Consider the following 14131-nt stretch of genomic DNA (forward strand, 5'->3'; position numbering starts at 1 on the left):
CTTTTGAGACCTAAGCACCTGCTACTACTGTATAGCGGATCTATACCCATACTATACCATATCTAACGGACAATAAGGAAATTTCTCAGCACATTAAATTAGATCCATTATTCCAGTGCTGACAGTAGTTCTGAAGCTTTAGCAAGCGCTTCATTTAACTTACTTATATCTTTACCACCTGCTTGTGCCATATCAGGGCGTCCGCCTCCGCCTCCGCCACAAACACTAGCAACTTCCTTAACTAATTTACCTGCATGCAGTCCTCGCTTAATATCCTCAGCAGGAACAGCAACAACAAAGTTAACTTTATCCTCCATCACTGCACCTAACACCAATACAACATCAGGTAACTTCACCTTTAATTCATCCGCAAGTCCACGTAAAGCATCCATATGATTGACGTCAACTTTAGCTGCAAGCAATTTCGTATTGCCTACTTGTGTTACCTGATCTGTAAGCTGACCAGCCTCAATGTTGCTAAGCTTAGCTTGAAGTGATTCATTTTCCCTACTTAATTCCTTTAATTGCTGATACAAGCCTTCGATCCGTTTAGGTACATCCTGCACATGACTCTTAAGGAGACCTGCCGATACCTTCAGCAATTCAAGCTGACTATCCATAAACTCGTAAGCACCTTGGCCTGTCACTGCTTCAATTCGGCGTACACCTGAACCAATACCACTTTCACTAATCAGCTTAAACAAACCAATTTCTGAAGTGTTATTGACATGACAACCCCCACACAATTCAAGACTATAGCCACCCATTTGCACAACACGTACAATGTCACCATATTTTTCGCCAAATAGTGCCATAGCTCCTAACGCTTTCGCTTCATCAATCGGCTTGTTGTCGATCATGATCGGTAAAGCATTCCAAATCTGTTCATTCACACGTTTCTCAATGATAGCCAATTCTTCATCCGAAATGCTGCCTAGATGAGAGAAGTCAAAACGTAGTCGTTGACTATCAACTAATGAACCTGCTTGGTTAACATGCTCACCTAACGTTTCCTTTAATGCCTTATGCAGCAAATGTGTTGCAGAGTGGTTTTTTTCAATTTTGCTTCGATTACCTTCATCTACACGAGCAGTAACCGTTGCGCCCTTCACCAATTCGCCAGATGTCACAACAACATGATGAACAAATTGACCATGTGGTGCTTTAAACAAGCCTTGCACCTCTGCACTACCTTGCTCACCATGAATATGGCCAGCATCACTTACTTGACCACCACTTTCCGCATAAAACGGCGTCACATCCAAAATAATTTGTCCTTGCTGACCCTCAGACAATGTATCTACAAACTGATCATCCGCAATTATCGCAACAATTGTAGTAGTCTGAACAAGCTCATTATATCCAACAAATGACGTTTTAGTCGTAAAGTCAGATAATACACCACCTTGAACCGCCATGCTACCGCCTTTATTGCTTGCACCTCTGCCACGTTCACGTTGTGCTTGCATTTCCTGCTCAAAGCCTTCATGATCCACTGTCAAGCCATGCTCAGCAGCAAAGTCCTCGGTTAAATCTAGTGGGAAACCATACGTATCATATAACTTAAAGCTTTCTACCCCAGTCAGTACTGTACGGCCTTCTGCCTTCGCTTCTTCCGCAATCGTAGCAAGAATAGTCAGTCCATCGCTTAATGTTTCATGGAAACGCTCTTCTTCCGCTAGTACGACCTTCACAATAAAATCACGTTTCGTTAACACATCACTATAGTGGTTACCCATAATGACACCCACCACATCTACAAGATCGTACATAAATGGCTTGTCTAGACCTAATACTTTCCCATAACGTACTGCGCGACGAAGTAAACGTCTGATTACATAACCCCGTCCTTCATTTGATGGCAATACACCATCTGCGACAGCAAATACGACAGTGCGAATATGGTCTGCAATAACCTTTAGAGCTACATCTATTTCTTCATTTGTTCCATAGGTCACGTTAGCAAGCTTAGCCGTTTGCTGAATGATCGGTTGGAATAAATCTGTATCAAAATTAGAATTAACATCCTGTAATATAGAAGCAAACCGTTCAAGCCCTGCGCCTGTATCAATATTTTTGTTCGGTAGCGGTGTATAGCTACCATCTTTATTATGATTAAATTGCGTGAATACAAGGTTCCACACTTCAAGATAACGCTCATTTTCCCCACCTGGATACATCTCAGGATCAGACATATCAGAACCATAAGCTTCACCACGATCGTAAAAAATCTCTGAACATGGTCCACATGGTCCTTCGCCAATATCCCAGAAATTATCTTCTAGCTTAATGATGCGCTCTGCTGGCAAACCAACCTTTTCGTTCCAAAGCTTAAAAGCCTCTTCATCTTCAGGGTATACAGTCACGGATAAGCGCTCTGGATCAAACCCAATCCAATCTTTACCCGTCAGAAACTCCCATGCCCACGTAATTGCTTCTTCTTTAAAATAATCACCGAAAGAAAAGTTACCTAGCATTTCAAAAAAGGTATGGTGACGTCGTGTTTTTCCTACATTTTCAATATCAGTTGTACGAATACACTTTTGAGCATTCGCTAATCGAGGGTTTTCAGGCTTCACTCGTCCATCGAAATAAACCTTTAGTGGCGCCATTCCAGCACTAATCCATAACAAAGAAGGATCATCGTGCGGAACTAAAGAAGCACTTGGCTCAATTTTGTGTCCTTTCCCTTCAAAAAACTGCAACCATTTCTCACGAATCTGATTCGATTTCATCATTAACCCTCCTAAAATTAAAAAAACGCAAAAAAGTCCCTGAAAATCAGGGACGAAATCAATCGCGGTACCACCCTGGTTATCGCCATCTTGCAAGCTAAGTATTTAAAACTTTTGCTTATCGCGATCTCCTTGAAAGCCCGATAACGGTGGCAACCCGTTGAATTTAGCATTCACACTCTGAAATTAGCATTCAGCTTAAGCGATCATCAGGTTTCTTTCAGCCTATGTACTTATTTTATCGTTAAAAATATAAGTACAACGGAAACCCGTCTCTTTAAAAACCGTCTAAAACTTACTTTATTTCATCACCGATTTTGTTTTATAGACAAATTAATTCAAGTATATAAGGCACAACAGAGGCTGTCAATGTCATTGTTACTTAATTAGAATATTGAACAACCTTTCCATTGGCGAACGTCACAATTTTGAAATCCAAGTTTTATTTCCGTTTATTTATTTATACCGACTTTCGCCGAATATAATATACAAAAACATGCTGGATCACAACCTTGCATACAGCGAAGAAAGGAACAGCCAAAATTAACCCCACAACACCACCCACTTCACCACCAACAAGCAAGGCAAATATAATCATCATCGGATGAAGCTGAAGGCTACGCCCAACCACCTGTGGTGATACAATGTTACTTTCCACCGTTTGACAGATACAATTAACAACAATGACAAGCAGGACTTGCTTCCATGACATCGTTACTGCCATTACTAAGGCAGGTGCGGCACCTAGAAAGGGGCCAATATAAGGAATGATGTTACAAATGGATACAACGCCTGCTAATAGCAGTGCAAATGGCATTCCGATAATAATATAACCAATATAGGCAAACACCCCGATTATGACACAAACTAACAATTGCCCCCTTACATAGCTTCCTAACGCATCATCGATTTCCTTCATCAAACGGACGATTGGCTTCCGATGTGCACGAGGCAAAAATTGCATCATTTTATCTTCAAAAAACTGAAAATCCTTCAAAATATAAAAAATAAGAAACGGGACAATAAATGCATTAAACACAATTTCAATGGTTGCTCCAATATTATTCATGAAATCAGATAACCCTTTGGCGAACTTTTGCTCTAGACCAAAAAACCAATTCGTTAAGCCCATGCGGATTCCACCTGGCATACTGCTATGATCAATTTCATTAATAACCTGCTGCGTGTGCATGGTGAGCTTAGGAAGATGCTCATCTAATTCACCTAACTGTTTAATAATCATCGGAATTAAGTTGATTAAAATGACAGCAACAATGACGAGGAAAACCGCATAAATAAGTAATACTGCGATGGTTCTTGGAACTTTTCGACCTCCTAATGTCCTTACGATCGGATTGAGTACATAAGAAATAATCATAGCAACGATAAAAGGGGCAAGAATCGCCTTGAAAAAATCATAAACATGCCCAAACATTGGACGAAGCATCCAGCCAAAAAACAAAATAAGCATCGCTAATAAAATCCATAGCGTAGTCTGAAAGAGCTTAGTTTTATGTATAGGCATCCATTCTGCCCTCCTAACCTTCAATTAACAAGATAAAACTAAGTATGCGCTAAATAGTGGGGATTTATGTTTAAAAACACAGAAAAGGGCGATCTTATTTCACTTTCAACTTGAAGTGAATAAGATTGCCCTTTGCATATCATGTTTATTAAGAGGATGCTTGAATAGAAGAAAAATCTTCTGGTAAGTTTTCATTAAAAAACAAATCATCCAATGAACTTAATGTGCCATCTTCTTCGACTTGATAAACTGACATTTTTTCGCCGTTTACAGTTAGCTCGATAAAGCAACCCCAGCAATAAAATTGATGTGAACCAATCTTACCGATATCCTTGGAATTGCAGTTTGGACATTTCATCATATTTACATCACCTATCCATCAGAATAATTCATGGGTTTCTCTAGTCGCTGCTCACTCAGAGAGGGCACCATGATTACGTTCTCGCCCATTGACATACCCGGTATTAAAGGTAGCATCTTTCTACCTTCCATCAGATCGGCAAAAAATCCATCACTGATTTCAATTCCTGTAATTGTATTTCCCTTTTTTTGGTCAAAATAAACATCACTAACATGTCCAATCATTAATCCATCTTCGGTTAACACGGAAAGTTCTTTCAATTTCTCTTTGCCTGTCAAAAAAGTTAAGTTTATGTTGTCGGCATCTTGTTTATGGATCGCCTGTTGATTACTTATCATTACAGCATCTTCGCCATAGGCTACAATATCTTGCCATAGCACGATTTTAGTTGAAGAAAACAGATGCTTTCTTTCTAATAAAATCCCTTGCAAAACCCACTCATCGTTTAACATTAAATCGAGGACTTTACCAACACGTTTACCTGTCTCTACATCATATACAGGCAAACCGATCATTTCGTGAAATCTCATAGGCTAGTCCTCCTTGTCCTAACTTCGATATAAACTGAGAGCCTCCTCCCCAACACAAAAGTAAACTATTATTTTTTATTACGAAGTCGCTCCAAGATGGTTCCAATTTTTTGCGCCGTAAATTTTATATTATCAGTAGTATTACCCATTCCCATACTAAAACGAATCGCAGACGATAAAGTTTCTTCTGACAAATTCATTGCTTTTAAAACATGAGATGGCTCTAAAGAACCTGAAGTGCAAGCAGAACCACTTGCTACTGCAATTCCTTCCATATCTAAGTTCATAAGCATGGTCTCTGTTCCACACTCAGGAAAGCTAATATTTATAATATGAGGCAATCTATGCTCTGGATGTCCATTAATGATATACCGCTCATGTCCAACTCGTTCATCCAGCTCGGCTAAAAATAAAGCACGTAGTAACTCATAATGTTGGTATCTTTCGCCTTGTTCCCGATATGCAATATCTGCTGCTGTAGCAAAGCCAACAATACCTGCAACATTTTCAGTTCCTGCACGTCGTTTTTTTTCTTGCAAGCCCCCAAATAGCAGTGGGGTAAGCTGTAGCTTTTGACGAACATATAGTGCTCCAATCCCTTGAGGACCATTCATTTTATGTGAAGAAAAGCTCATCAAATCTACTGGGAGCTGACTACAGGAAATCGGTAAAATACCCATCGCTTGAACCGCATCAACATGAAATAAAACGTGATGTTCCTTTGCAATCCTTCCAATCTCCTCGATGGGTTGGATCGTGCCGGTCTCATTATTCGCGTACATAATGCTAATGAGTATTGTATCCTTACGAATTGCCTCTAACACCCCTGTAGGTGTCACACGACCATAATGATCTACAGGTAAATAAGTAACCTCATAACCCTTAGCCTCTAATTGCTCACAGGCGTGTAAGACGGCATGATGCTCTGCTTGGGTTGTAATGATATGCTTGCCTTGATGAGCAAAAGCTGTCGCAACCCCAAACAGTGCCAAATTATCGCTTTCAGTGCCCCCGCTTGTAAAGACAAGCTCTTCGGGCAAGCAGTCCACAAATTTTGCAATACGATCACGCGCATTTTGGATTAGCTTCTTCACATCACGACCATAAGCATGAATGCTAGATGCATTCCCAACATGGCCTGTCATTATCTTTACCATTTCGGCTGCAACATCAGGATGAACCGGTGTTGAAGCGGCGTGGTCTAAATAAATATGTTCCATTTCATTATCCCCACTTCAATTGAAATTATAACAATAAAAACCATTTTATATCAATAAAACCTATTTTTATTTTAATCAGCACTTAAAGGGCTGTCCTCTAAGTCACAATAGACATAAAGGCAGCCCTTTTACGAAGCACTTCTTTAATTGCATTATTCATAAAATCTAATTAAAAGTCAATAGTTATGCGATCAGATTAATCACGACTATTAATTTTGGCTAACAAGCGCAATAGCTCTAAGTACAACCAAACTAAAGTAACCATTAAACCAAACGCACCGTACCATTCCATATATTTAGGTGAGCCATTTTCAGCACCTTTTTCAATGAAATCAAAATCCAGAACTAGGTTTAAGGCTGCTACGATAACAATAACAACAGAAATCCCAATCCCAATCAAATTACCTTCATGTAAATAAGGCATTTCAATGTTAAACCACCGTAATACCATGGAAGCTAAGTATACAAGTGCGATACCACCAGTAGCGGCAAAAACACCTAACTTAAAGTTCTCCGTTGCTTTAATAATTTGAAACTTATAAATGAGCAATAACGCCAAAAATACGCAAGCTGTCAGTAAAGCTGCCTTCATTACAATGCCATCAAAAAGCGATTCATAGGTGGCTGAAATTGCTCCTAAAAACATCCCTTCTAAAACAGCATAAACAGGAACTAAAAATGGTGAAGACTTTGGAGCAAAAGAAACAATTAATGCTACAACAAATGCTGCTATCCCGCCTATGTAAGCTAATTGTACTACTTCATAACCTTCAAAATACCGCATCCACGTAGCAAATGCACTAGCTAACAAAATGATCAGTGTAATAAAAGATTTATTCACTGTACCACCTAATGTCATCGTGTTGCCACCTTGATAAGACTCAGGTCTTTCAAAGGTTCTTTCTCTTAATGTTGGATTCCCACTACGTCCGATCAAAAAAATTTCTCCTTTACTGTGAAATTTAACACTAGTATACCACATATAGGAATTTAGTAAGGGAAATTTTTCTAATCATTTTTTCTAATCAAGCTCATTTAATATATTTAAAGGTTCGCTTAATGCCATCACTAACATTTAGAATTGGATTATAATTATCTGCAATCAGCAGGCCTTCATCGTTCATCAAATCAGGAGTGATCCATCTTTCCTTCACTGTGGCAATCACATTTGTAATCCCAGGATGATTGGCACTTTCTATCACCTCTGATACAGTACATTCAAACGAGATTGGACATTCCTTAATTATGGGAGCATGAACGGCAGATGCTGACTCAAGTGTAAATTGCCCGTGCTCTAGCTTATTATGCTCATGACCAGATACCGAGCCTGCTGCAACTACTTGCTCCTCTATTTCACGATTAGGAATGTTAATAACAAAATCCTTTACTTTCTTCAGCTGATTAACACCATATCCGCCACTATTAAAGCCAAGCATCACCATATCTTTTAAAGAATAAGAAGATGAAATTGGCGTGATCCCCACATTTCCTTGCTCGTCATAAAAACTAATAAGTAAAACAGGAAAAGCATAATACATTTTTTTATAGTCTACTTTGACCTTCTCCATTACAAACTTCCTCCCTAAAAAAATAATAAATTAAGGCTCTATCTTGAAATCAGTGCTTGACCACTAACCCAACTTGCGAAGAAACAGAGAGATTCTGAAGGTTGTCTCTTAAAATCAAATTCCATCCATAAAATTACTTTGATAAAAGGAAGTTGATTTTAACAACAATCGCAAGAACTCTCTGGATCGTAGCTGGAGCCAAAATTAAAACGACTATTCCCATTGGATATTGTTTACATTGCAATATAACCGTAACATATACAAAAAGTCGCTACTATTAGGGAAAAACCTAAAAAAGCCAATTCATCACCCCAAAGTGATAAATTAGCTCTTCTTAAAAAATCATTCAATCTAACAAGACTTGTCTTGAAAATAATACTTAATTATTTGTCTTTAGGTTTCTAATTTTGTCTGGCTTCAAAATGTCCATAGGTTGGCGTTATGTTTTGTGTTGGTGCACACCACTTTACAGCATTTTTAATAACCTGCTGTACTTTTTCATTGTAATAGCTTGGATACGTTTCATGACCAGGCTGGAAATAAAAGATTTTGCCTTTGCCCCGTCTAAACGTGCAACCACTTCTAAATACCTCACCGCCAGGGAACCAGCTCACAAAAATCAATTCATCGGGCGTTGGGATGTCAAAATGCTCCCCATACATCTCCTCTTGCTCCAATTCAATAAAATCTCCAATGTCTTCAACAATCGGATGACTAGGATTCACATTCCAAATCACACTGTTTCGTCCGTCCTCACGCCACTTTAAATCACAGGAGGTGCCCATTAGCTTTTTAAATATTTTAGAAAAGTGTCCGGAATGAAGTACGATTAAACCCATTCCTTCTAAAACCCGCTTTTGCACACGTTCTACAATGCTATCCTCGACTTCGTCGTGAGCAATATGTCCCCACCAGATTAAAACATCAGTTTCCTCTAACACCTGCTGTGTCAAGCCATGCTCCGGCTCATCCAAGGTGGCTGTACTTACCTTAAATTGCTCGTGCGCTAACATGTTAACCTTAGGTTCACTACTAGCGAGAAGACTGCTTTCAACTAAAAAGTTAGCGATTTGTCCATGAATCCCATCTGGATACATTTCCTGTACGACAGGGTTACTTTGCTCATGACGGAATTCATTCCATACTGTCACACGAATCATCCACACGCCTCCTTACTGTTATATATTAACCTTTAATCGCACCAACCATAATCCCTTTTTCAAAGTATTTAGAGACAATTGGATAAAAAATGAGCACTGGAACACTTGAGATGACAACGACCGTATACTTAATAGATTGCTTAAGTGCATTCACTTCACTTTGATTGGCGTTCATCATACTTTGGTTTACAGCGTCCCCCATCTGATTTTGCACAAGTATTTCTCTTAAAATTAACTGTAACGGAAATAACTCGCGATCTGACAAATAGATCATTGCATCAAAATAGCTATTCCATCTACCTACACCATAAAACATCATCATGACGGCAATGATAGGTGTAGATAATGGAAGAACAACTTTAAGCAATAGTTGTAAATCTGTTGCCCCATCGATAAACGAGCTTTCCTCCAGCTCCAGCGGAATATTTTGCTGAAAATAAGTACGCATAATAATCATATTATATACACTAATTGCCCCAGGAATAATCATAACCCATGCAGTGTTTACAATGCCAAGAGATTGATTGACGATATACGTAGGAATAAGGCCACCTGAAAAAAACATCGTAAATGTAAACAAAATTGTGATGACATGACGTCCTCTAAAGTCCCTTCGTGATAGCGGATATGCCGCTAGTGTCGTCATTATCACATTTACGGCAGTACCTAACACTGTATAGATAGCGGCATTTTTAAAGCCCATCCAAATATCCATGTTGCCTAACACCCGTTTGTAACCATCAAGTGTAAACCCTTTTGGCCATAACAGCAAAACATCATCAAAAATTTGCCTTGGGTCACTAAGGGAAGCAAACACCACAAATAATAGTGGATATAATACAAGTAGCGTAAATATACTCACGATGATTATATTCGCCCAATTAAATATTTTATCGCCCTTCGTTAACTGAAATTGCATATGCGCTTCCCCTCCCTACCACAGACTTGTTTCGCTGAATTTCTGAGCAAATTTATTGACAAGATACAGCACGATAAAGTTAATTAAATTGTTAAACAGTCCAACGGCGGCGGAAAAGCTATATTCAGCATTTAAAATCCCTGCTTTATACATATAGGTAGATAAAACCTCAGACGTGGCTAGATTTGCATCGTTTTGCATCAGCAAAACCTTCTCAAAGCCAACGGACATGACAGAGCCAGTCGCTAATATTGTACAAATCACAATCGTTGGCATAATGGCAGGAATCGTAATATACCAAATACATTTCAACCGTGACGCTCCTTCAATCGCTGCAGCTTCGTATTGATCTTGAGGAATCCCAGACATCGCCGCTGTATAAATCAACGTGCCCCACCCGACAGATTGCCAAATTCCTGACCATACAAAAACATGAGCAAATAGATTGGGATTGCCAATAAAATCAATCGGTGTGCCACCAAAATATTGAATGACCGAGTTTATTACACCATCTACGGGTGAAGTAAAAAACATAACCATCCCAACAATAATGACAACAGAAATAAAGTTTGGAATATATGAAATCGTCTGAACGATGGATTTAAACTTCTTATTCCTAAGCTCGTTAAACATCAGCGCTAAAATGATAGGCAGTGGAACGCCCACCAACAGGCTATATAGACTTATTCTTAACGTATTAATAATGACATCTTTAAAATAAAACGCATTAAAAAACCGCTCAAAATGGCTAAACGCCACCCAAGGGCTATTCCAGATTCCAAACGCTGGGGAGTAGTCCTTAAAGGCAATAATAACCCCATACATCGGGATATAATTCCAAATGATTAACGAGGCTAGTGGCAACAGCATCATAATGTACAACCACTTGTGTCTCATCACAGCTTGACCCTTTGACTTTGTAAAATGCTTCCTCGCTACAAGCCGTCCCATACTATGCTCCTCTCTATAAACGGATAGGAGATTCATAAGAATCCCCTATCGACTGATTATCGCTTTTTAAGCATTAGCTATCTTTATAGCGTTTGTATTGTGTTTGTTTGATTTCCAAATATTTTTCTGCACCCATTTTTTTAAGCTGAGCGATGTAATTGTCCCACTCCTGATCAATATCCTTAGTCCCTGTCACAAACTCCACTCGCATCTGCCCAACATAGTTACCGATATCCGCTATAATCGAAGAGGATTCATTGGCTTCCTGAATCGTTGCAGGTAGATCTGGTAAAATGACACGTGGTAATGTGTTCTCATTTAGGTCGGTATACACAGGCGCTTTCTGCCGTCCTGCGGCTGCCCGAATTTCTGGCGACAATTCAATGTAAGGGAAATAACCGCCATATACGTTATCTACATATTGGAATGCACCAAGTCCAACCCCATCTTTGTAATTTAAAATGTCATCAATATATACTTTGTTGCCATTTTCAACGTTATAGGTGACGCCTTCCTTCCCTAAATATCCAAATACACTTCCTTCTTCACTATAAAAATAATCCACCCATTTTAGAATCATTGCAGGGTTTTTGGCATCCTTCGTAATGACTAAGCTAGATGCACCCGCAACCTGTGAATCTGTTAGTGAAGCAGTATGTCCCCCAGGTCCTGCAAGCACATTAATTGGAACAAAATCATCCTTTACTTGTTGTCCGATATAATCAGGTGCCGCCCAGTTCCAAGCACCCACCGTATCCTTAGCAGCATCTGCGGTCCATTTGTCATAATCAATTCCACTAAAAGATTGCTTATGAATGGCACCACTTTTATATAAACGATTTTCATACTTTAAAAGCTCTTTATAGCCATCAGACATGATCGTAAGCTGAATTTCATCACTGTCATCCACATAAATAAAGTTTCCTAATGCCTTCCGTCCGCCATTACCAATGCCGAAGGAACCCATCAGCATTTGTTCAAATGTCCAGCCTAAAGAACCACTTGGCATATACCAACCTTGTTCGTCATTCACATTGTTGCCGTTTGGATCTTGGGTAACGAACGCATTTAATGCTTGTTCAAGCTCTGCTGTTGTCTTAGGGACGTCTAGCTTCAGCTTATCCAACCATTTTTTATTAATATATAAACGAATGGTGCGATTGCCCTCTGGATATGGATCAAGATAAGGTGTCGCATAGATATGCCCATCCGCACTTGTTAGCCCTTTACGCACGTCCTCATGCTCATCCATATATTTTTGCAAATTGGGTGCATGCTCTTTAATTAAATCCTCTAATGGGATAAAGAGTCCCTGCTGTCCGTATTTCAACAACTCTCCATTATTCCAATCCACTTGGTAAAAGGCATCTGGTAGCTTGCTACGGGTAAGTATGACATTTTTCTTTTCCCCAATATCACTAAGCTCTTCCCACTCCACCTTAATGCCTGTCATTTTCTCGTATTCCTTCCACATCCATAAATCTTTAGATGCAGGTCGTAAATTATTCCAGCTAGGTCTAAGCATTGATATCGCTTTCATATTTTCAGATTGTTGTCCATTATCATTTTTTGAGCTTTCTGTTTTACCACCACAGGCTGTCACAATTAAAACCAATGCTAAAATACTAATGATTGCAAGCCCTCTTTTTCTAAAATGATTCATTTGATCAACCTCCCTCTAATTTGATATACCAAATATCTAAACAAAACATATTTTGAGGTATACCATATTATTTGTCAAGAGTTATAATCAAAGAAAAGAAAACGTTTACAAATTATGCATAGTCCTTTTTATTTTTCAAACTTTCATAGATTTCTGTAACTAATTTCGTAGTATAGCAACAGTATCAATAGCGATAAGGCTCCTGATTTACATGAAGTAGTCCATTGTATTTATTTATATTGCTCATTAAGTGAATCTATCGTATATTCAACGTAATGTTTGTCGATAATCCAAATTTAAACACTATCCATGAAACTTGACATAATCAATCAATAAATGATATATCATATTTGCAAGGAGAATCAAAAATGGAACAAATTCCTCTATATCAACACATTGTAAACACGCTTAAGCAAAAGATGAACTCAGGAGAGCTTCACCCTGGGGACCAGCTTCCTACCGAAGCTGAAATTTCGAAGCAATTTAAGGTTAGCCGTATTACTTCAAAAAGAGCTTTAACAGAGCTAGAGAATGAAGGTTTAATTTACCGAATACAAGGAAAGGGGAGCTTTGTAAATGAGGTTCAACCGTTTCTTCGGCCAGTAGTAAAAGCAAGTAAGGAAATTTTGCTCATTCTTCCCTTTACGCATAACCCTGGGCTTGGTGACTACGAAAAGGGCATTAATGAATTTTTAGCAACTACAGATTATACGTTAAACATCCAGTCGAATACGAGAATTAGCCAACATAAGCTTTTGCAAAGTGCATTACAAAGCTCGAACTCAGGTTTAATTTTGTACCCAGTCAGCAGCAATTCCGACCTAGGTATGTTATATCAATATCACTTATTGAAATACCCGCTGATTACGATGGACAAAACGATTGATGGCATTCCGTTTCCATCCGTTGTATCGGATAATTTGAACGGTGCTTATATGGCCTGCAAGCATTTAATTGACAATAACCATAAAAAAATTGCCTATCTCTCCTCGTTGAAGGTTGAAACCTCTTCTTCTATTCGCGAGCGATACTTTGGTTATTTGAGTGCACTATATGACCATAACCTAATCGATTATAGCGTCCATGATTTAACAGCACGTTTCTTAACCCATGATAGTGATAACGGCAGGGATTATTATTCGCAGTTTATTCAGTCCATTATGGAGCAAGGTATTACAGGGATTGTTGCTGAAAATGATTTGATTGCGATCGAGGTTATACAAATCGCCAAGGAAATGGGTTTATCCATTCCTAAGGACTTTTCCATCGTTGGTTTTGATAACATTCATCTGTCTACCTTTGTTGAGCCTAAATTAACAACCATCTCTCAGGATTTTGAAAGGATGGGTTATTTAGCGGCGCAACAGCTAGTTACAGCGATTGAAAACCAGCAACAAGACTTATCTAAGGATTTACCTAAGGAAAATATAGTTGTTCCCGTTCAGCTCATTGAACGACAGACAGTCAAAAAACTTTAAACCCGTTTTTAAAAAACGTTG

Annotated in this window: 12 protein-coding genes; 1 reads left to right on the forward strand and 11 read right to left on the reverse strand. The window is 38.8% G+C overall.

Annotated elements, in window-relative coordinates; genetic code table 11:
- Window positions 1-107: 107 nt before the first annotated feature.
- The 11 genes from alaS to ABE099_RS11330 all read right to left on the reverse strand — a co-directional run bounded on the left by alaS (window position 108) and on the right by ABE099_RS11330 (window position 12632).
- Window positions 108-2735, reverse strand: a complete 2628-nt coding sequence (gene alaS, locus ABE099_RS11280; protein WP_430030360.1) for an alanine--tRNA ligase — start codon at window positions 2733-2735, stop codon at window positions 108-110.
- Between the two features lie 460 nt (window positions 2736-3195).
- On the reverse strand, window positions 3196-4260 hold the full coding sequence (locus ABE099_RS11285) for an AI-2E family transporter (RefSeq protein WP_430030362.1): 1065 nt from the start codon (window positions 4258-4260) through the stop codon (window positions 3196-3198).
- A 148-nt stretch (window positions 4261-4408) separates the two neighbouring features.
- Window positions 4409-4618, reverse strand: coding sequence for a hypothetical protein (locus tag ABE099_RS11290; protein ID WP_210088592.1), 210 nt, complete (start codon window positions 4616-4618; stop codon window positions 4409-4411).
- Window positions 4619-4632: 14 nt separating this feature from the next.
- A complete protein-coding gene (locus ABE099_RS11295; protein WP_430030364.1) occupies window positions 4633-5151 on the reverse strand; it encodes a PRC-barrel domain-containing protein in 519 nt (172 codons plus the stop codon).
- Window positions 5152-5219: 68 nt separating this feature from the next.
- Window positions 5220-6371 (reverse strand): cysteine desulfurase family protein, encoded by a 1152-nt coding sequence (locus tag ABE099_RS11300; RefSeq protein ID WP_430030366.1) that lies wholly within the window; start codon window positions 6369-6371, stop codon window positions 5220-5222.
- Window positions 6372-6567: 196 nt separating this feature from the next.
- Window positions 6568-7308 (reverse strand): Bax inhibitor-1/YccA family protein, encoded by a 741-nt coding sequence (locus tag ABE099_RS11305; RefSeq protein WP_430030368.1) that lies wholly within the window; start codon window positions 7306-7308, stop codon window positions 6568-6570.
- A gap of 94 nt (window positions 7309-7402) precedes the next feature.
- The gene (locus tag ABE099_RS11310; protein ID WP_430030370.1) at window positions 7403-7939 is read right to left on the reverse strand and encodes a flavin reductase family protein; all 537 of its coding nucleotides are present in this window, start codon (window positions 7937-7939) and stop codon (window positions 7403-7405) included.
- Window positions 7940-8340: 401 nt separating this feature from the next.
- The gene (locus ABE099_RS11315) at window positions 8341-9099 is read right to left on the reverse strand and encodes a ThuA domain-containing protein (RefSeq protein ID WP_430030373.1); all 759 of its coding nucleotides are present in this window, start codon (window positions 9097-9099) and stop codon (window positions 8341-8343) included.
- A 25-nt stretch (window positions 9100-9124) separates the two neighbouring features.
- Window positions 9125-10018 (reverse strand): carbohydrate ABC transporter permease, encoded by an 894-nt coding sequence (locus ABE099_RS11320; RefSeq protein ID WP_430030375.1) that lies wholly within the window; start codon window positions 10016-10018, stop codon window positions 9125-9127.
- A gap of 15 nt (window positions 10019-10033) precedes the next feature.
- Complete coding sequence (locus tag ABE099_RS11325; RefSeq protein ID WP_430030377.1) at window positions 10034-10969, reverse strand: ABC transporter permease; 936 nt, start codon at window positions 10967-10969, stop codon at window positions 10034-10036.
- 73 nt (window positions 10970-11042) lie between these two features.
- The gene (locus ABE099_RS11330; protein WP_430030380.1) at window positions 11043-12632 is read right to left on the reverse strand and encodes an extracellular solute-binding protein; all 1590 of its coding nucleotides are present in this window, start codon (window positions 12630-12632) and stop codon (window positions 11043-11045) included.
- A 368-nt stretch (window positions 12633-13000) separates the two neighbouring features.
- Here ABE099_RS11330 and ABE099_RS11335 point away from each other — a divergent pair, with 368 nt between their 5' ends.
- Window positions 13001-14110, forward strand: a complete 1110-nt coding sequence (locus ABE099_RS11335) for a GntR family transcriptional regulator (protein WP_430030382.1) — start codon at window positions 13001-13003, stop codon at window positions 14108-14110.
- Window positions 14111-14131 lie beyond the last annotated feature (21 nt).

This window comes from Paenibacillus turicensis (genome assembly GCF_050461185.1).
In the GTDB taxonomy this organism is placed as follows: Bacteria; Bacillota; Bacilli; order Paenibacillales; family Paenibacillaceae; genus Fontibacillus; species Fontibacillus turicensis_A.

Coding starts and splice junctions, on each gene's coding strand:
- alaS (WP_430030360.1), bottom strand. CDS start 2,735: ATGAAATCGAATCAGATTCGTGAGAAATGGTTGCAGTTTTTTGAAGGG.
- ABE099_RS11285 (WP_430030362.1), bottom strand. CDS start 4,260: ATGCCTATACATAAAACTAAGCTCTTTCAGACTACGCTATGGATTTTA.
- ABE099_RS11290 (WP_210088592.1), bottom strand. CDS start 4,618: ATGAAATGTCCAAACTGCAATTCCAAGGATATCGGTAAGATTGGTTCA.
- ABE099_RS11295 (WP_430030364.1), bottom strand. CDS start 5,151: ATGAGATTTCACGAAATGATCGGTTTGCCTGTATATGATGTAGAGACA.
- ABE099_RS11300 (WP_430030366.1), bottom strand. CDS start 6,371: ATGGAACATATTTATTTAGACCACGCCGCTTCAACACCGGTTCATCCT.
- ABE099_RS11310 (WP_430030370.1), bottom strand. CDS start 7,939: ATGGAGAAGGTCAAAGTAGACTATAAAAAAATGTATTATGCTTTTCCT.
- ABE099_RS11315 (WP_430030373.1), bottom strand. CDS start 9,099: ATGATTCGTGTGACAGTATGGAATGAATTCCGTCATGAGCAAAGTAAC.
- ABE099_RS11320 (WP_430030375.1), bottom strand. CDS start 10,018: ATGCAATTTCAGTTAACGAAGGGCGATAAAATATTTAATTGGGCGAAT.
- ABE099_RS11325 (WP_430030377.1), bottom strand. CDS start 10,969: ATGGGACGGCTTGTAGCGAGGAAGCATTTTACAAAGTCAAAGGGTCAA.
- ABE099_RS11330 (WP_430030380.1), bottom strand. CDS start 12,632: ATGAATCATTTTAGAAAAAGAGGGCTTGCAATCATTAGTATTTTAGCA.
- ABE099_RS11335 (WP_430030382.1), top strand. CDS start 13,001: ATGGAACAAATTCCTCTATATCAACACATTGTAAACACGCTTAAGCAA.